Below are 19,807 nucleotides of genomic sequence, written 5' to 3'. Positions count from 1 at the left end.
CAAGTGGAGAATCACATGGACAAAATTTGATATCAATATTAGATGGAGTTCCAGCTAATATTGAATTAAACATAGAAGAAATAAACCATGAACTGAAAAAAAGACAAAGTGGATATGGTCGTGGTGCTAGAATGCAAATAGAACAAGATAAAATAAACATACTAGGTGGAGTTAGAGGAAGAAAAACTCTAGGAAGTCCTATATCAATAGAAGTAAAAAACAAAGACTATGAAAATTGGATAAACTATATGAATCCAATGGAAGAAGTAGATTTTGAGACTAAAAAAGTAAGTAATGTAAGACCAGGTCATGCAGATTTAGTTGGATGTTTAAAGTATGATTTTGATGATGCTAGAAATGTTCTTGAAAGGTCTAGTGCTAGAGAAACAGCAAGTAGAGTTGCAGTAGGAGCAATTTGTAAGCAAATTCTTAAGGAGTTTGATATAAGCTTCACATCGCATGTTGTTCAAATAGGAAGTATAGCAGATAATAATGTATATGATTTTGAATATATAAAAAATAATGTAGACAATAGCCAAGTAAGATGTGTCAATAAAGATTTAGAACAAAGAATAATAAAAGAAATAGATAAAGTAAAATGTGAGGGCGATACCTTAGGCGGTGTTGTAGAGATAAGAGTACAAAATGTTATTCCAGGTTTAGGTTCTTATACTCATTTTGATAAGAAAATAGATGGAGAGTTAGCTATGCACTTAATGGGTACTCAAGCTATAAAAGGTGTTGAAATAGGAATTGGATTTGACGTTGCTATCTCAAAAGGATCTCAAGTTATGGATGAAATTTATTATAATAAAGAAACAGGAATAAAAAGAGCTACAAATCGTTTAGGTGGTATAGAGGGTGGAATGACAACAGGAGATGAAATAGTTATTCGATGTGCTATGAAACCAATACCAACACTATATAAACCACTTAATTCCATAAATGTAAATTCTTTAGAAAGTTATATGGCAAGTATAGAAAGGTCGGATAATTGTGCAGTGCCTGCATGTAGTGTAGTTTGTGAAAATGTAGTGGCTTTTGTTATTTGTAAATATTTCTTAGAAAAAATAGGCGGAGATAATTTGTCAGACTTAAAATTAAATTATGACTCATATGTAAAAAGGCTAGGTGAAAGAGGATGGAAAAAATAATAAATTCTATTTGCAATGTAGTTATAGATAATAGTTATAAATCTTTTAACGAATCGATAACCATATTTAATAAGGATAAAAATGATATTAAAATAATAAATTCTAATAATAATGAAGCTAAACTTAATATAAATGATGTATATGATGAAGTATTGATAATAACAGATGAAAACGTATATAATCATCAAGTGGAGGATTTAATAAATAGCATAAAAGCTAGAACTATATATGAATATATAGTTCCTGCTGGAGAGAATTCAAAATGTTTAGAAGTATATGAAAAGATTTTGAATTATTGTATAAGAATAAACTTATCTAGGAAATCAGTTATAATTGCAGTCGGTGGAGGAGTTGTTGGTGATTTAGGAGGATATATAGCATCTACTTATATGAGAGGTATAGATGTTATACAGGTACCAACTAGTTTATTAGCGCAAGTAGATTCATCTATAGGTGGCAAAACGGGTATAAACTTAGGAAAACTCAAAAATATAATAGGAACTTTTTATCAACCGAAGTTCACATATATAAATGTAAATAGTTTAAAAACACTACCTCAAGATGAATTTATAAGTGGGATGGCAGAAGTTATAAAATATAGTGTAATTTATGATTATGAGTTTTTAGATTATTTAATAGAAAATAGTGAAGCTATATTAAATAGAGACAATAAATGTTTATATTATATAGTTAAAAAATGCGCAAGTATAAAGGTAAATATAGTAGGAAAAGATGAAAAAGAAGGTAGTCTTAGAAAAATATTAAATTTTGGTCATACTTTTGGACATGGAGTAGAGAAACTTTGTAAAATTAGTCATGGTGATGCAGTTAGTATAGGAATGAATATGGCTTTTAAATTATCTATATCTGAGAAGTTGATATCTCAAAATTACTATGATAAGTTTATAACAGTATCTAAGGCATATGGTTTACCATTGGAATTTGCAAGTTCTTTAAAAGAAGAAGATTCTAAATTTGAAAACAAAGAGCGTTTAGCTAAGGAAGTTTTAAGTATAATGAAAAATGATAAGAAAAATAGTTTTGGAAAAATAAATTTAATTTTACCAGTAGAATTAGGTGAAGTTAAAGTAATAAATAATATAGATGAGTCTAAAATACTGAATATAATAAGGGAGTGTAACAATGCTTAAAGGAAGTTTTGAACTTATAGGGGATAAGTCTATATCTCATAGAGCCATAATGTTTTCGTCAATATCGAAAGGACATAACAAAATAAGCAATTTTTTAATGGGACAAGATTGCTTAAGCACAATATCTTGTTTTAGAAAAATGGGTGTTGATATAGAAATAAATGGCGCAGATGTATTTGTAAAAGGTAATGGATTATATGGGTTAAAACCTCCTTTAGATATATTAGATGTAGGAAATTCAGGAACTACAATAAGACTTATAAGTGGTATTTTAGCAGGTAATAAATTTGAAGCTACTTTAATAGGAGATGAATCAATAGGTAAAAGACCTATGAAAAGAGTTACAGATCCTCTTAGACTTATGGGATGTAAAATAGAAGGAAAAGAGGATGCAAACTTCACTCCTATAAAAATTTACGGTGGAAACTTAAATGCAATAGACTATAAAATGACAGTTGCATCAGCTCAAGTAAAATCAGCTTTAATATTAGCAAGTCTTTATGCAGATGGAAAAAGTATTATACATGAAAAAGTAAGAAGTAGAAACCATACAGAAATAATGTTAAAATCTTTTGGAGCAGATATAACTGTAGAAGATTTAGCAATAAATATAAATCCAGTACAAGAATTATTTAGTCAGAATATATATGTTCCGGGAGACATATCATCAGCTGCATTTATAATAGTTGGTGCATTAATAACTAAAGGTTCAGAAGTTATTATAAAAAATGTTGGTTTGAATGAAACTAGAACGGGAATACTAGATGTAGTAAAAAATATGAATGGAAATATAGAAATACTAAATCAAAGACTAGTAGGTGGAGAATTAGTAGGGGACTTACTTGTAAAATATAGTCCTGATTTGAATGCTACAACAATAGACAAAGCTATAATACCAAGACTTATAGACGAAATACCAGTAATAGCAGTACTCGCAACTCAAGCAGAAGGTACTACAATAATAAAAGATGCAAAGGAATTAAAAGTAAAAGAGAGCAATAGGATAAAAGCAGTAGTAGACAACCTAAAACTTATGGGAGCAGATGTAGAAGAATTAGAAGATGGCATGGTTATAAAAGGGAAAGTTTCTTTAAAAGGAGCAAATATAAAGACTTTTAAAGATCATAGGATAGCAATGGCATTTTCTATTGCAGATTTAGGATGTGATGGAGATGTTATATTAGACAATAAATCATGTATTGATATATCTTTCCCAGGATACTTTAAACTACTAAAAGATTTATCAATATAAAATTTAACTATCACAACAAGTTAATTAACTAAGTAGCATAAAAGGATTTTACAATATTTGGTAGAAATAGTATAAAAGTAGAAATTAAAGTTATTAAGTCAAATTTTATTAAAAGGATTTGATTTAATAAACAATATTATGTATAATTGGATGTTGTATACAAAATATAATTAGGAGGAATTTTTTATGAAATTACCAATAGCATTATCTAACAGACATGTTCACTTAAGTCAAGCTGACATAGAAACTTTATTCGGAGCAGGACATGAGTTAACTCATTTCAAGCCATTATCTCAACCGGGACAATTTGCTTGCGAAGAAAAAGTTGACTTAGTTGGACCAAAAGGAACTTTAAAAGGAGTTAGAGTTTTAGGACCAGCTAGACCTAATACACAAGTTGAAATATCTTTAGCAGACGGATTTGCTTTAGGTGTAAAAGCTCCAATAAAAGAATCTGGAGATATAGCAGGAACTCCTGGTGTTAAATTAGTAGGACCAGCTGGAGAAGTAGAATTAACAGAAGGTGTTATAGTAGCTTCTAGACATATACATATGAGTCTTGATGATGCTTCTAAATTTGGAGTAGCTGACAAGCAAATAGTAAAGGTTAGAACTTTTGGACCAAGAGCTGTAGTATTCGAAAATGTATTAGTTAGAGCTCACCAAAACTTTGCTTTAGAAATGCACGTAGACGTTGAAGAAGGAAACGCTGCTGGTGTTAGAAATGGCGAAGAAGTTGAATTAATAGCACAATAATTATATATAAATTAAAGGTATGTGAATTTCACATACCTTCTTTTAAATTTGAAGTGTTTCGTCAACACGTTGCTCAAGCGAAGCGAATACTTTATTTTACAGAAGCTTTTTTTATAGTATCTCCATATTCAATTCCATAGTTATACATTTGTTCCAGTAAAGGAATTATTTTTTTTCCCATTTCAGTAAGACTATATTCAACTTTAGGTGGGATAACAGGGTATATTTCTCTATGTACTAAACCATCATCTTCGAGACTTCTCAATTGATTTGTTAACATTTTTTGAGTAACATCAGGTAATTTTCTTTTAATCTCACTAAATCTAAGGCATCCACTACTTAAATACCATAATATTAAAATTTTCCATTTTCCTGAAACTAATTTATGGAATAAAATCATTGGACAAGTATTATATTTAGCGCAACGTTTATTCATATGACATTCATTATGTGAAGTTAGAGTTTTATCCATGTATACTTCTCTCCTTAAGTGAAATTGTTAAATAATTTTTCATTATTATATCACAAAATTATAGTATAAAAAAATTATTTAATAAACAAAAATATTTATATGTACTATGAATTTACTATAGTATACTTTTGTATACTATATATAAATTTATATACTACATGTAAATAAAGTGCCTACTTGTGAATATGAAAAGTAAGGTTTATTATAAAAATATAAATATCAACTAAATTAAATTTAAAAAAAAATTAAACTATGAATGTTAAATGCTCTCTAGGAAAAAATAAGTTTATATACTTTTCGTAATGTGATAACATATTATGTAAGAATATGGAATTTAATGTAGAATAAAGGAGAATATATAAATGAATAGTAAAATAGCGAATATGATAGACCATACAATATTAAAAGCAGTAGCTACAAAAGAAGATGTTATAAAGATATGTGACGAAGCAAAAGAATATGGATTTTTCTCGGTTTGTATAAATCCAACACATATAGAACTTGTAAAAAATGAACTAAAGGGTAGTAATGTAAAGGTTTGTACAGTTATAGGATTCCCTTTAGGAGCTAATACTAAAGAAGTTAAAGCATTTGAAACTAAAGATGCCATAGCTAAAGGTGCTGATGAAGTAGATATGGTTATAAATATAGGTGCATTAAAAGATAAAAACTATGACTTAGTATTTGAAGATATAAAGGCAGTAGTAGATGCAGCTGACAATAAAGCTTTAGTAAAAGTAATAATAGAGACTTGCTATTTAACAGATGAAGAAAAGAAAATAGCATGTGAATTAGCAGTTAAGGCTGGAACAGATTTCGTAAAAACTTCAACAGGGTTTGGAACTGGTGGATCAACTCCTGCCGATATCAAACTTATGAGAGAGACTGTAGGAGAAAATATAGGAGTAAAAGCTTCTGGTGGAGTTAGAAATGAAAAAGATGCAATAGCTGTTATAGAAGCTGGAACAAGTAGAATAGGAGCAAGTGCATCTATCGCAATAGTAAGAGGAGATGAACAAGGAAAAAGCGACTATTAATAATATATTATAGCTTTAGTGATTCGACTTATAATTTGGTGGGTATATAAAATAAAATGGAATAATAATATTAAATTGTAAATTTTTTTCTCGAAATACTTAAATATATTATTTATATAAATAAAGCAGAAGGACTTTTATATAAAAGTATAGAATATTTTGTTTATTATATAATATTTGTAATTATGTAATAATTATGTATTGGGGGTATTTTGTACATTTATGTACATTGTATCTATAGTACACGTTGCTTATAATTTTTAATAATTTAAGTACAAAAGAGTAATATATAAGGAGGATACATATTATGGCTAAATTTATGAAAACAGTTGACGGAAATACGGCTGCTGCTCACGTTGCGTATGCATTTACTGATGTGGCTGCTATATATCCAATAACTCCGTCTTCAAACATGGCTGAAGTAGTTGATGAATGGTCAGCTCAAGGAAGAAAGAACATATTTGGACAAAAAGTTAGTGTTGTAGAAATGCAATCAGAAGCAGGTGCTGCTGGAGCATTCCATGGTTCATTACAAGGTGGAGCTTTAACTACAACATTTACTGCATCTCAAGGGTTATTATTAATGATACCTAACATGTATAAAGTTGCAGGAGAGTTACTTCCAGGAGTATTCCACGTAAGTGCTCGTGCTCTTGCATCTCAAGCATTATCTATATTTGGTGACCATCAAGATGTTATGAGTGCTCGTCAAACTGGATGTGTATTATTAGCTTCTGGATCAGTTCAAGAAGTTGCTGATATTGCACCTGTTGCGCACTTAGCTGCTATAGAAGGGAAATTACCTTTCATACATTTCTTCGATGGATTTAGAACATCACATGAAATTCAAAAAGTTGAATTATTAGAAACAGAAGATTATGCAAAATTATTAAACATGGAAGCAGTTCAAGAGTTCAGAAATAATGCTTTATCTCCAAATCATCCTGTTACTCGTGGTACGGCTCAAAACCCAGATATATACTTCCAAACTAGAGAAGCTTCTAACAAATACTACAACGATATAGTAGGAATAGTTGAGAAGTACATGGATCAAATGAGTGAATTAACTGGAAGAAAACATAGTTTATTTGATTACTATGGAGCAAAAGACGCTAAGAACATAGTAATAGCTATGGGATCTGTCACAGAAACAATAGAAGAAACAATAGATTACGTAAATGCTAATGGTGGAAGTTTTGGTTTAGTTAAGGTTCACTTATTCAGACCATTCTCAACTAAGCATTTATTAGATGCTATACCAGCTTCTGCAAATAGAATATGTGTACTTGACAGAACTAAGGAACCTGGTTCAATCGGGGAACCATTATACCTAGATGTGCGTGCTGCATATTATGAAGTAGAAAATGCACCAATGATAATAGGTGGAAGATATGGATTAGGATCAAAAGATGTTACTCCATCAGAAATAAAAACTGTATTTGATAACTTAGCTGCTGATAAGCCTAAGAATAACTTTACATTAGGTATAGTAGATGATGTAACTAATACATCATTAATTCCATCAGAACAAATCAAAATAGCTCCTCAAGGAACTATAAGATGTAAGTTCTGGGGATTAGGATCTGATGGTACAGTTGGAGCTAACAAACAAGCTATAAAAATAATAGGAGACCACACAGATAAGTATGCTCAAGCTTATTTTGCATATGACTCTAAAAAATCTGGTGGTATAACTATGTCTCACTTAAGATTTGGAGATGCTCCAATAAGAGCTACTTACTTAATAGATGAGGCTGATTATATAGCATGTCATAATCAATCATATGTTAACCAATATGATTTATTAAAAGGGCTTAAAAAAGGTGGTACATTTGTACTTAACACTATTTGGGATTCAGAAGAGCTAGAAGCTAATTTACCAGCTAAGATGAAGAAATTTATATCTGAAAATGAAATAAACTTCTATACTGTAAATGCTACTAAGATAGCTCAAGAAATAGGTCTTGGAACAAGAATAAATATGATAATGCAATCTGCATTCTTCAAATTAGCGCAGATAATACCTACTGAACAAGCTGTAGAATACTTAAAAGATTCTATAAACAAAGCTTATGGTAAAAAAGGTGAGAAAATAGTTAAGATGAACTTCGAAGCTGTTGAAGCAGGAATGAATGCATTAGTTAAAATAGATGCATCAGCTTCATGGGAACAAGCTAAGGAATTAGAAATGGCAGCAGATTCAGATGAACCAGATTTTATTAAAAATATATTAAGACCAATGAACGCACAAGAAGGTGATAGCTTACCAGTAAGTGCATTCAACGGATTAGAAGATGGTACTTTCCCTTGTGGAACAGCTGCATACGAAAAAAGAGGTATAGCTGTAAATGTTCCTGAGTGGATAGTAGACAACTGTATCCAATGTAATCAATGTGCTTATGTATGTCCTCATGCATGTATAAGACCAGTATTAGTAAATGAAGAAGAAGCACAAAATGCTCCTGGAAACTTCAATACGAAAAAAGCATTAGGTAAAGGATTAGAAGGATTTGGGTACAGAATGCAAGTGAGTCCAATGGATTGTACAGGATGTGGAAACTGTGCTGACATATGTCCATCTAAGCAAAAAGCTTTAGTTATGAAACCTCTTGATACTCAAGAAGTAGAAGTAGAAAACTGGGCATTTGCAGTTGATACTGATAAAGTATCTCCAAAAGGAGATGTAATGCCTACAAACACTGTTAAGGGAAGTCAATTTAGACAACCACTTATAGAGTTCTCAGGTGCTTGTGCAGGATGTGGAGAAACTCCATACATCAAGTTAGTTACTCAATTATTTGGAGATAGAATGATGATAGCAAATGCTACAGGATGTTCTTCTATATGGGGAGGATCAGCTCCTTCAACTCCATACACAGTTAATCATGAAGGTAAAGGTCCATCTTGGGCAAATTCATTATTTGAAGACAATGCTGAATATGGATACGGAATGATGTTAGCTGTTAAACAAATGAGAAATAAAATAGCTGATAACATGGAAGCTTTATTAAGTATGGATATATGCGATTGCGCTAAAGAAGCATTTAATGCTTGGTTAGAAGGAAAAGAAGATTCAGAGGCTTCACAAGTTGCAAGTAAAAAAGTTATAGAAGTATTAACAAATTCATGTGGATGTGAAAATGAAGAAATAAAAGAATTAATCAAAGAAATAGATGACAGAAAAGATTACTTAGTTAAGAGATCTCAATGGATACTTGGAGGAGATGGATGGGCTTATGACATCGGATACGGTGGACTTGACCATGTATTAGCTTCAGGTGAAAATGTAAATGTACTTGTATTTGACACAGAAATTTATTCAAATACAGGAGGTCAAGCCTCTAAGTCAACTCCAGTTGCTGCAATGGCTAAGTTCGCTGCTGCTGGTAAGAGATCTAAGAAAAAAGACTTAGGTATGATGGCTATCAGTTATGGAAACGTATATGTAGCACAAGTAGGTATGGGTGCAGATAAGAACCAATTAATGAAGGCTGTAATAGAAGCTGAAAAGCATGATGGACCATCATTAATAATAGCTTACTCTCCATGTATATCTCACGGATTAAAAGAAGGAATGGGAAGAGCTCAAGCGAACATAGAGCAAGCTGTTAAGGCTGGATACTGGCATTTATACAGATACAACCCAACTCTAAAAGCTGAAGGGAAAAATCCTTTCACGTTAGATTCTAAAGAACCAACAGAAAGCTTCAGAGACTTCTTAATGCAACAAGTAAGATATTCTGCCATAGCTAAGCAATTCCCAGACGTAGCTGATGAATTATTCACTATGGCTGAAGAAAATGCTAATGAAAGATACAATAACTATAAGAGATTAGCAGAACAATGCTAATATAAATATAGTTTATAATTAGGGATGGACTTTAAAAAAGTCCATCCTTTTTAGATACAAGGAATTTATAATTTTTCTGATTTGTGGATGAATTATAAATTTTAACCTCTAAACTTGAAATAGTTCGCTCACACGTTGCTCAAGCGAAGCGAGTTATTTACTTAAAATTAATTTAAGTATGTTAACATTATAGATACAGACAGGAGGATGAATATGAATAGTAAAAAAATAATAAAAATTGTAATTTTAGCTATAGTAATGGTAAGTATAGTGGTTTTAATAGATATTATCCATAATAAAGAATCAGAAACTAACTCTAATAAATTGGAAAAATATAAAAGTGATGAATATATAAAAGATCTTAAGCCGATATCTAAAGCAAATGTAATAAATATACTTAAGGCAGAATATGGAGATGTTATATCTGTATCAGAAAATCAAATAAAACAAGTAGGAGATGAATATTTAGTAGAAGTTTATCTCAACGATGAAGGTGAAGATGAACATGAAGAGGAACATATGCATGACACAAGTTTAGGAATACATAAAATAAATAGATTTACAGGAGAACTTATATTGCCGAATTAACTGCTATATAAAAAGTATACACTAAATTATGATACAAGTTAATTAGTGTATACTAATTAAAAATATGATATAATAAAATAAAGTGTGGGATGAGTTTGGAGGGATGAGAATGAAAACGGTAGAAAGTGAGATAAAATACCTGAAGTTGTTATCAAAACAATACCCAAGTATATCAAAAGCAAGTACTGAAATAATAAATTTAGAAGCAATACTAAATCTACCAAAAGGAACAGAACATTTTATAACAGATATACATGGAGAGTACGAGCCGTTTGTTCATGTATTAAAAAATGGTTCTGGTGTTATAAAAAGAAAAATAGAAGAATTATTTTTAAATACAATGAGAGAAAGTGAAAAAAAAGCTCTAGCAACTCTTGTATATTATCCAGAACAAAAAATAGAATTAGTAATTAAAGAAGAAGAAAATATAGATGATTTTTATAGAATAAATATATATAGGCTTATAGAACTATGCAAGTATGCATCTAGTAAATATACTAGATCAAAGGTAAGAAAGTTATTACCAGAAGATTTTAAATATATAATAGAGGAACTTCTGCATGAGGATATAGATGGTCAACATAAGAAGGGTTATTATAAAAGTATAGTAGAAACTATAATAGAAATAGATAGAGCTAAAGAATTTATAATAGCTATATCAAAAGTTATACAAAAATTAGTAGTAGATAGATTACATATACTAGGAGATATATATGATAGAGGTCCAAGACCGGATATAGTAATGGACACTTTGATGGATTATCATTCAGTAGATATACAATGGGGTAACCATGATATACTATGGATGGGAGCGGCAGCAGGAGAAAAAACATGTATAGCAAATGCACTTAGAATATCTGCTAGGTATGCAAATTTAGACATTGTTGAAGATATTTATGGAATAAACTTATTACCGTTAGCTACATTTGCAATGGATATTTATAAAGATGATCCATGTAATTGCTTTGTGCCTAAAGTAAGCGATCAAGATGTATCAAGTACAGAAAAATCATTAATAGCAAAAATGCATAAAGCGATAAGTATAATCCAATTTAAACTCGAAGGTCAAGTAATAAATAGAAGACCAGAGTTTGGCATGAAACATAGATTGTTACTTAATAATATAAATTATGAAGAAGGAACTATAACTTTAAAAGGAAAAAGCTACAAACTAAAAGACTCTTATCTGCCAACTATAGATAAAAATGATCCATATAAATTTACAAGAGAAGAAGAAATAGTAATAGATAAATTAGTATTTTCTTTTAAAAATAGTGAAAAACTTCAAAAACATGTATCATTTTTATTTTCAAAAGGAAGTATTTATTTAACAGCAAATTCAAATTTACTAATACATGGATGCATACCTTTAAATGAAGATTCTAGTTTTATGGAGATTAAATTACAAGGAAAAGAATATAAAGGAAAAGCATTAATGGATAAGATGGAATCTTTAGCTAGAGAGGGTTACTTCTTTAAAGACAATACAAGTCAAAAGCAATACGGAATGGATATGATGTGGTATCTTTGGACTGGAAAATGTTCATCATTATTTGGTAAAGATGATATGACAACTTTTGAAAGGTACTTTATAGAAGAAAAGGAAGCTCATAAAGAAAATAAAAATCCATACTTTAAGTTAAGAGAAGATGAAGAAATGTGCGAAAAAATATTTAAAGAATTCAATTTAGACAGCAAAGATGCACATATAATAAATGGTCATGTGCCTGTAGAAAGCAAAAATGGAGAAAGTCCAATAAAAGCAAATGGTAAAATATTGGTTATAGATGGAGGATTCTCAAGAACTTATCAAAAGAAAACAGGTATAGCTGGATATACATTAATATATAATTCATATAGTTTACAATTAGTATCTCATAATCCGTTTACTTCTGCAGAAGAAGCAATAGTAAATGAAAGTGATATACTATCTACAACAGAAGTAGTAGAGCACAAAGATAAAAGAAAAACAGTAAGAGACACAGATGCAGGCATTAAATTACAAGAAGAAGTAGAAGATTTAAAATTACTTTTAATGGCGTACAAAAAGGGTCTAATAAAGGAAACATAAATCATTTAGTTTAGATGTTGCTCAAATGCTTATTGGTATAAATTTATAATATGTAAAAAAGAAGTCGAAAGGCTTCTTTTTGTATTAAGTAATAAATTTAGGGAATTATAAATAATAAACTTCTAAGTGAATGTTTGAAAATTAAAAAAAATTAGAATATAAATTTAATTTAAAAAAATATAGAGAAAAAGTTTTCAGAATACTTGACAGGCTTATGTAATTATTATAAAATTAATTTACAAGAAGAAGGTAAGACAAATATCGACTTTAAAATAAATTAATAAAATTGGATTGTTACTGATAGAGCAGGCAATACCTAAGTTAAGATATATGATATTTTGTATCTTGGTTTAGGTATTTTATGATTTATGCGGTAGTTAGTCAAATATGAAGGTATAAATAAAGTGAATTCCAATTCAATTTTAATTAAAGGAGTGAGTAAATAGACATGATTATTGAAAAAATTTATAACAACAATGTAGTATTGGTTATAGATGCAGAAAGTAAAAAAGAACTAGTACTCACTGGATGTGGAATAGGATTTCAAAAAAAAGTAGGACAAGAAGTAGATCAAAGTAAAATAGAAAAGAAGTTCATCACTGAAAATGATGGGTTAACAAAAAAAATAACTAAAATAGCAACTGAAGTTGATGAAAATATATTTAATGCAAGTTCTAAAATAATAGAATATGCAAAACAATATCTAGGATCAGAATTAGATGACTACATATATGCATCACTTACGGATCATATATCATTTGTCTTTAAACGATACGAACAAAATATTGAAATAAAAAACGATTTACTATATGAAATAAAGAGAATTCATAAAAAAGAATTTGAAGTTGGAAAATGGGCTATAGAATATATAAATAAAGAATTCAATGTTAAGCTTCCCATAGATGAAGCTGGATTTATAGCAATGCATCTAGTAAATGCAAATTATAAAGAAAATACAAGCGAATCATTTTTAATGACTAAGATTGTAAAGGAAATACTTAATATAATAAGATACTATTATTCTATAGAATTTGAAGAAGATGATTTTAATTATGATAGATTGGTTACTCATTTGAAATTCTTTGCTAAAAGATTAATAAAAAAGGAACAAGTAAAGGATAAAGATAATGAACTTATAAATGTAATAAAGATGCAATATAAAAAAGCTTATGATTGTGCATGTAAAATAAAACAATTTATAGAACAAAATCATGAGTATATAGTAACAGAAGATGAATTATTATATCTTACATTACACATTAACAGAGTTATATCTGCGATAAGCTAAATTAAAAAATTTAATAATAAATATAAAGTAAACGATAAAAGATTGTTACTGGTTAAGCAGGCAAGACTTAGGTTTATAAGAATATGAATGTACTTTAACGTTTATGTTATTAATTAAGTAAATATTTTAATAATAATATTGTATTTGATTAATAATATAGTAAAGGATATCTGTTTTTATAAATTTAAGTCTTTTTTTATTAACTAATAAGGATAAAGAAGCAATAAAATTTAGTCAATAATGGAATATATAAATTCCTAAAATAAATAAAAAAAATAAAAGATATATAAGGAGATACAAAATGAAAAAACTATTTGGTGTTTTACAAAGAGTAGGAAAAGCATTAATGTTACCAGTTGCGCTACTTCCAGCAGCAGGTATACTGCTAGGAGTAAGTAATGCACTTGCTAACCCAGCATTGATAGCTAGAATGCCTTTTCTTGCAAACGATACTTTCCAACTTATAGTTAGCATAATGGAAAAATCAGGTGGAATAGTATTTGGTAACCTACCTTTATTATTTGCAGTTGGTGTAGCTGTAGGTTTAACTGAAGGTGAAGGAGTTGCAGGTTTAGCTGCAATAGTTGGATTCTTAGTAATGAATACATCTATGGGAATTATGGCTGGAGTTACTCCTGATATGATGGGTAACCCAATGTATGCTACAGTTGATGGTATACCAACTCTTCAAACTGGAGTATTTGGTGGTATTATAATAGGTATTATTGCAGCTGGTTTATACAAAAGATTCTATAAAATTGAGTTACCTCAATATTTAGGATTCTTTGCAGGTAAGAGATTTGTTCCAATAGTAACAGCAGCTAGTGCTATTCTTGTAGGTATACTATTATCATGGATATGGCCACCTATACAAGATGGACTATTAAACTTCTCAAGAACAGTTATAGACGCAAATATAACAGTAGCAGCATTTATATTTGGTATAGTTGAAAGAGCATTAATACCATTTGGATTACACCATGTATTCTATAATCCATTCTGGTATCAATTTGGAGAATATGTAGATAAAGCTGGTAATTTAGTAATGGGTGACCAAAGTATATTCTTTGCACAACTTAAAGATGGTGTACCATTTACAGCAGGTACTTTCATGACTGGTAAATTCCCATTCATGATGTTTGGTCTTCCAGCAGCAGCGCTTGCTATAGTTCATACTTCTAAGCCTGAAAAGAGAAAATTTGTTGCAGGTATAATGGCATCAGCAGCACTTACATCTTTCTTAACAGGTATAACTGAGCCGATAGAATTTGCATTCTTATTCGTTGCTCCAGCGTTATTCGGAGTACACTGTATATTTGCAGGGGTATCATTCATGTTAATGCAAATACTTGGAGTTAAAATAGGTATGACATTCTCAGGAGGTCTTATTGACTTTATGTTATTTGGAGTTTTACCAAATAGAACACCTTGGTACTTAGTATTAGTTGTAGGTGCAGTGTTTGCAGTAGTATACTACTTCGGATTCAGATTCCTAATAACTAAGTTCGATTTAAAAACTCCAGGTAGAGAAGATGAGACTGAATCAGACTCAAATGTGACTTTAAGTAACAGTGAATTAGCATTTGGAATATTAGAAGCATTAGGAAATAAAGAAAATATAAAGAATTTAGATGCATGTATAACTAGACTTAGAGTTGCAGTTGAAGATATAAATAAAGTTGACCAAGATAAGTTAAAGTCTCTTGGAGCAGCTGGGGTTATGGTAGTTGGTAATAATCTACAAGCTATATATGGACCTAAATCAGATACATTAAAATCTGAAATAAATGAAATAATATCGGGAAAAGTTAAAGTAGCAAAACCTAAAAAAGTTGAACCGGTAAAAGTTGAAGAACCTAAAAAAGAAGTAGCAGCAACAACTTTAGATGAAGAAATAGTTTCATTAGTAAATGGTGAGTTATTAGATATATCTCAAGTTCCAGATGAAGTATTCTCAACAAAATTAATGGGAGATGGATTTGCAATAAAGTCTAAAGATGGAGATATATATGCACCAGTAGATGGAACTGTTGAAGTTATATTCCCTACAAAGCATGCGATAATAATAAAATCAACTGCAGGTAGAGAAGTACTTATACATTTAGGTATAGAAACAGTTAAATTAGAAGGTAAAGGCTTTGATATGTTTGTAGAAGTTGGACAAGAAGTTAAAGCTGGAGATAAATTAGTTAAAATGGACTTAGATTATATTGAAAAAAATGCAACATCAACAATAAGTCCAATTGTATTTACTAACTTAGAAGGAAGCGAAAAAGTTAGCATAAAAGCAGGTGCTATAAAAGCCAAAGAAGGAAATAGAATAAGTATAATAAAATAATTAAAAACTAAAACTAGTTATATAGCAATTAAAAAACTATATAGCTAGTTTTTTTATATAAATAATGTTATATCGAATAAGTTAGGATTTTGACATAATATATAAAATACAGTATAATTAACAGGTGAATTTAATTAGAAAAGATGATCTTTAAAGAGGTGGAAAGTGTGGATAATATAGTAATACAACCAGTATTGGTTGGTGGAGATATAAACTGCTATAGTGTAGCAAGAGCATACCATGAAGCTTATGGAGTTAAGTCTATAGCTTTTGGTAGATATGCATTAGGAGCAACTAAAGATAGTAATATAATAGATTTTAGAATTGACCCAAGAATAACTGAAGAAGAAGAGTTTATACAAGTATTATTGAAAACTGCAGATGAATTGGCAGCACCTAACAAAAAGTTAATAATAATGGGGTGTACTGATGAATATGCAGAACTAATAATAGACCATAAAGATATATTAAAAGAAAAATATATAGTACCTTATATAGATAGTGACCTAAAAAATAAGTTAATAGAAAAAGAATTATTCTATCAAATGTGCGAAGAAAAAGGGTTAGATTATCCTAAGACCTTCATATACTCAAAAGGTGATAAAATAGAAGAGTTTGGATTTAACTACCCAGTTATAATAAAGCCTTCTGACAGTGTATTGTACTGGCAATTCCCATTTGAAGGTATGAAAAAAGCATATGTAGCTAACGATGAAAAAGAATTTATAGAAATAACTAAATCAATATATGCTGGTAAGTATGATAAAAATTTAATAATACAAGACTTTATACCAGGTGATGATTCACATATGAGAGTTTTAACTTGTTATTCAGACCAACATGGTAAAGTTAAAATGATGTGTTTAGGACATGTACTATTAGAAGAACATACTCCAAAAGGAATAGGAAATCATGCAGCTATAATAACAGAGTATGATGGACCTTTAATGGAAAAGTTCAAAACATTCTTAGAAGATATAAACTATACAGGGTACTCTAATTTTGACATAAAGTTTGACACTAGAGATAACACGTATAAAGTATTTGAGATAAACTTAAGACAAGGTAGAAGTAATTACTATGTAACAAGTTCTGGGAATAATATAGCTAAATACATAGTAGAAGACAGAGTATTCAATAAAGAGTTAGATTTAAAAATTCAAAAGGATCCATTTTTCTGGCATGTTATACCAAACAATGTAGTTTACAAGTATGTTAAGAATAAAGACCTAGTTAACAAAGCTAAAGAATTAAAGTCACAAGGGAAAAGCGCAACATCATTTGGATATGACAAAGATTTAAAAGGAAACTTCAAGAGAAGTTGGTATATATTCTTATATAATATAAACCAAATGAGAAAGTTCAAAAAATACTGCAAATAGATTGGTGATATGATTATGGAAACTAACAAGACAGTTGGAGTGATTGGTGGGCTAGGGCCTATGGCTACGGTTTATTTTTATGATATGATAGTTAGATTGACAGATGCAAAATCTGATCAAGAACATATTGATATGATAATAACTAATCGTGCAACAACACCTGACAGAACTAATTATATAATTGGAAAGTCTCCAAACAGTCCTGTAGAGGTACTTATAAAAGATGCTAAAAAACTAGAACAATATGGAACTGATTTTTTAGTAATTACATGTAATACAGCACACTATTTTTATGGACAGATAGCAGGAAGTGTAAATATACCAGTTATAAATATAATAGAAGAAACTGTTAAATATGCAAAACAAAAGGGTCATAAGAAACTAGGTATACTGGCTACAACGGGAAATATACAGACAAAACTTTATCAAAATATGTGTGAGAAATATGATATAGATTACTTAGTATTAGATAATGAAAAACAAGATCATATAATGGATATCATTTATAAAGATATAAAAAGTGGAAAAAGTGCAGATATGGATAAATTCAATAGCGTTATTAAACATTTAAAAGAAAATAATTGCGATGGTGCTATACTAGGCTGTACAGAACTTTCTATTTTAAAAAATGATAATGATTTAGATAATGAATTTTATATAGATTCTCTAGAAGTTTTAGCTAGAAAAACTATAAATTCATGTGGAAAAACAGCTAAGTAGTTATTTATTCAGTTAATAAAATATATTTTATTAACTGAATAAATATAAAATAGAGTAGTTAAAGCTACTCTATTTTTCTAGAAATTATTATGAAAAAAATCTCATATTTAGTAACAATTTGCAATTAAAAATATAGAGAATTTATGTTATACTACATACTTAAGAACAATTAGGAGGAGAGCTGGGTATGAAATTACTAGAAATAATGAATGAGGTAATATTTACTTGCAATAAGCTTTGGGATGATGTAAAAAACACAGAGATAAAAGATTTAGCATACAATTCTTCAAAATGTGAAGATGGATATATATTTGTAGCGATAAAAGGTGAAACAGTAGATGGACATAAATACGCACAAAAGGCATATGAAAGAGGAAGTAGAGTATTTATACTACAAGATGATATAGAACTTAATGAGGATGCTATAAAACTATTTGTAGAAGATAGTAGAATCGCTTTATCAAGGATGTCATCAAATTATTTTGGTAATCCATCAAAAGATTTAAAGATTATAGGAGTTACAGGTACAAAAGGAAAAACTACTATAACAAATTATATAAGTGAAGTTTTAAATAAAGCAGGGTTAAATACAGGTGTTATAGGAACTAATGGAACTTTTTACAACGGCAAAAGTGAAAAAACTGTTAATACAACACCAGAAAGTTATGAGTTACACAGAATATTTAGGACTATGCTAGATAGTGGTGTTAAATGTGTATCTATGGAAGTATCATCAGGTGGAATAATGATGGAGAGGGTTAAAGATATTGAATTTGATATAGCAATATTCTCAAACTTATCAACGGATCATGTAGGACCAAAAGAACATCCAACATTTGAACACTACTTAGAATGTAAAGCAAAATTATTCACATTAGCAAAGCATGGTATTGTTAATATAGATGACAAATATGCAAAACAAATAATAGAAAAATCAACTTGCGATATAGAAACTTTTGGTATAGAAAATAAAGCTGATATAGTTGCAAACGATATAGACTACTCTAGAGCCCTAGATTCATTAGGTGTAAGCTTTAATGTACAAGCGAAAAATGAAGAATTTAATGCATATATATGTTCACCAGGAACATTTAGCATATATAATGCTTTAGCAGTTATATCAGTTTGTAGATATTTAAAAGTTGATCAACACATAATGTTAGACGCATTAAGAAATGCAAAAGTAAAAGGAAGGGTAGAAGTATTGCCAATTCTTGATTATGCAACTATAATAATAGATTATGCTCATAATGGAGTAAGTTTAGAAAATATATTACAAACATTAAAAAAATATGATCATAATAGATTAATATGCTTGTTTGGGTCAGTAGGTGGAAGAACAGAGCTAAGGAGAAAAGAACTTGGAGATGTAGCATCAAGAGAATGTGATTTGTGTATACTAACAAGTGATAACCCAGATTTCGAAGACCCAATGAATGTAATAAAAGATATAGCAGATTCATTTGAAAACTCAGATTGTGAATATATAGTAGAGCCAGACAGAAGAGTAGCTATTGAAAAAGCTATAGAAATAGCTAAAGAAGGCGATATGATAGTATTTGCAGGAAAAGGTCATGAAGAATATCAGCTTATAAAAGGTCAAAGGATACCTTTTAGTGAAACTGAAATAGCTATAAATGCATCTAAAAAAATCATGGCAAATAAAGAGAGAAAACAACTTTCATAATAAAAACAAACTAGAAAAGAGAAGTTTTATTACTTCTCTTTTCTATATAATAAAACCTGAT

The 19,807-nt window shown here is 29.6% G+C and carries 14 protein-coding genes; 13 read left to right on the top strand and 1 reads right to left on the bottom strand.

Going from position 1 to position 19,807, the window contains the following annotated elements; all coding sequences use genetic code 11:
• From aroC to pduL, 4 genes are all read left to right on the top strand, one after another.
• A partial coding sequence (gene aroC / locus VLM92_RS04625) for a chorismate synthase (RefSeq protein WP_325275184.1) occupies window positions 1-1,154 on the top strand: 1,154 nt, incomplete at its 5' end.
• Window positions 1,142-2,305, top strand: a complete 1,164-nt coding sequence (gene aroB, locus VLM92_RS04620; RefSeq protein ID WP_325275183.1) for a 3-dehydroquinate synthase — start codon at window positions 1,142-1,144, stop codon at window positions 2,303-2,305. The genes aroC and aroB, both read left to right, overlap by 13 nt.
• A complete protein-coding gene (aroA, locus tag VLM92_RS04615) occupies window positions 2,298-3,557 on the top strand; it encodes a 3-phosphoshikimate 1-carboxyvinyltransferase (RefSeq protein ID WP_325275182.1) in 1,260 nt (419 codons plus the stop codon). Before aroB ends, aroA begins: the two co-directional genes overlap by 8 nt.
• A gap of 186 nt (window positions 3,558-3,743) precedes the next feature.
• A complete protein-coding gene (pduL, locus tag VLM92_RS04610; protein ID WP_325275181.1) occupies window positions 3,744-4,313 on the top strand; it encodes a phosphate propanoyltransferase in 570 nt (189 codons plus the stop codon).
• A 91-nt stretch (window positions 4,314-4,404) separates the two neighbouring features.
• On the opposite strand, the gene VLM92_RS04605 is transcribed toward pduL, so the two are convergent.
• On the bottom strand, window positions 4,405-4,785 hold the full coding sequence (locus VLM92_RS04605) for a winged helix-turn-helix transcriptional regulator (protein ID WP_325275180.1): 381 nt from the start codon (window positions 4,783-4,785) through the stop codon (window positions 4,405-4,407).
• Window positions 4,786-5,147: 362 nt separating this feature from the next.
• Here VLM92_RS04605 and deoC point away from each other — a divergent pair, with 362 nt between their 5' ends.
• From deoC to VLM92_RS04560, 9 genes are all read left to right on the top strand, one after another.
• The gene (gene deoC / locus VLM92_RS04600) at window positions 5,148-5,822 is read left to right on the top strand and encodes a deoxyribose-phosphate aldolase (protein ID WP_325275179.1); all 675 of its coding nucleotides are present in this window, start codon (window positions 5,148-5,150) and stop codon (window positions 5,820-5,822) included.
• 307 nt (window positions 5,823-6,129) lie between these two features.
• A complete protein-coding gene (gene nifJ / locus VLM92_RS04595; RefSeq protein ID WP_325275178.1) occupies window positions 6,130-9,672 on the top strand; it encodes a pyruvate:ferredoxin (flavodoxin) oxidoreductase in 3,543 nt (1,180 codons plus the stop codon).
• A 213-nt stretch (window positions 9,673-9,885) separates the two neighbouring features.
• The gene (locus tag VLM92_RS04590; protein ID WP_325275177.1) at window positions 9,886-10,260 is read left to right on the top strand and encodes a hypothetical protein; all 375 of its coding nucleotides are present in this window, start codon (window positions 9,886-9,888) and stop codon (window positions 10,258-10,260) included.
• Window positions 10,261-10,369: 109 nt separating this feature from the next.
• On the top strand, window positions 10,370-12,331 hold the full coding sequence (locus tag VLM92_RS04585; RefSeq protein WP_331681682.1) for a fructose-1,6-bisphosphatase: 1,962 nt from the start codon (window positions 10,370-10,372) through the stop codon (window positions 12,329-12,331).
• Between the two features lie 448 nt (window positions 12,332-12,779).
• Window positions 12,780-13,619 (top strand): BglG family transcription antiterminator LicT, encoded by an 840-nt coding sequence (licT, locus tag VLM92_RS04580; protein WP_325275175.1) that lies wholly within the window; start codon window positions 12,780-12,782, stop codon window positions 13,617-13,619.
• Window positions 13,620-13,920: 301 nt separating this feature from the next.
• Window positions 13,921-15,957 carry a glucose-specific PTS transporter subunit IIBC gene (ptsG, locus tag VLM92_RS04575; RefSeq protein ID WP_325275174.1) on the top strand — a complete coding sequence of 679 codons (2,037 nt, stop codon included), beginning with the start codon at window positions 13,921-13,923 and terminating at the stop codon, window positions 15,955-15,957.
• Between the two features lie 167 nt (window positions 15,958-16,124).
• Window positions 16,125-17,339 (top strand): carboxylate--amine ligase, encoded by a 1,215-nt coding sequence (locus tag VLM92_RS04570; protein WP_325275173.1) that lies wholly within the window; start codon window positions 16,125-16,127, stop codon window positions 17,337-17,339.
• Window positions 17,340-17,354: 15 nt separating this feature from the next.
• Window positions 17,355-18,059: an aspartate/glutamate racemase family protein gene (locus tag VLM92_RS04565; protein ID WP_325275172.1), complete on the top strand. Its 705-nt coding sequence runs from the start codon at window positions 17,355-17,357 to the stop codon at window positions 18,057-18,059.
• A 187-nt stretch (window positions 18,060-18,246) separates the two neighbouring features.
• Complete coding sequence (locus VLM92_RS04560; RefSeq protein ID WP_325275171.1) at window positions 18,247-19,746, top strand: UDP-N-acetylmuramoyl-L-alanyl-D-glutamate--2,6-diaminopimelate ligase; 1,500 nt, start codon at window positions 18,247-18,249, stop codon at window positions 19,744-19,746.
• Window positions 19,747-19,807 lie beyond the last annotated feature (61 nt).

This window comes from Romboutsia sp. (genome assembly GCF_035470145.1).
In the GTDB taxonomy this organism is placed as follows: domain Bacteria; phylum Bacillota; class Clostridia; order Peptostreptococcales; family Peptostreptococcaceae; genus Romboutsia_D.
This window is presented reverse-complemented; position numbering and strand designations above follow the sequence as displayed.

Coding starts and splice junctions, on each gene's coding strand:
- VLM92_RS04590 (WP_325275177.1), top strand. CDS start 9,886: ATGAATAGTAAAAAAATAATAAAAATTGTAATTTTAGCTATAGTAATG.
- aroB (WP_325275183.1), top strand. CDS start 1,142: ATGGAAAAAATAATAAATTCTATTTGCAATGTAGTTATAGATAATAGT.
- aroA (WP_325275182.1), top strand. CDS start 2,298: ATGCTTAAAGGAAGTTTTGAACTTATAGGGGATAAGTCTATATCTCAT.
- nifJ (WP_325275178.1), top strand. CDS start 6,130: ATGGCTAAATTTATGAAAACAGTTGACGGAAATACGGCTGCTGCTCAC.
- licT (WP_325275175.1), top strand. CDS start 12,780: ATGATTATTGAAAAAATTTATAACAACAATGTAGTATTGGTTATAGAT.
- deoC (WP_325275179.1), top strand. CDS start 5,148: ATGAATAGTAAAATAGCGAATATGATAGACCATACAATATTAAAAGCA.
- pduL (WP_325275181.1), top strand. CDS start 3,744: ATGAAATTACCAATAGCATTATCTAACAGACATGTTCACTTAAGTCAA.
- VLM92_RS04565 (WP_325275172.1), top strand. CDS start 17,355: ATGGAAACTAACAAGACAGTTGGAGTGATTGGTGGGCTAGGGCCTATG.
- VLM92_RS04560 (WP_325275171.1), top strand. CDS start 18,247: ATGAAATTACTAGAAATAATGAATGAGGTAATATTTACTTGCAATAAG.
- VLM92_RS04605 (WP_325275180.1), bottom strand. CDS start 4,785: ATGGATAAAACTCTAACTTCACATAATGAATGTCATATGAATAAACGT.
- ptsG (WP_325275174.1), top strand. CDS start 13,921: ATGAAAAAACTATTTGGTGTTTTACAAAGAGTAGGAAAAGCATTAATG.
- VLM92_RS04585 (WP_331681682.1), top strand. CDS start 10,370: ATGAAAACGGTAGAAAGTGAGATAAAATACCTGAAGTTGTTATCAAAA.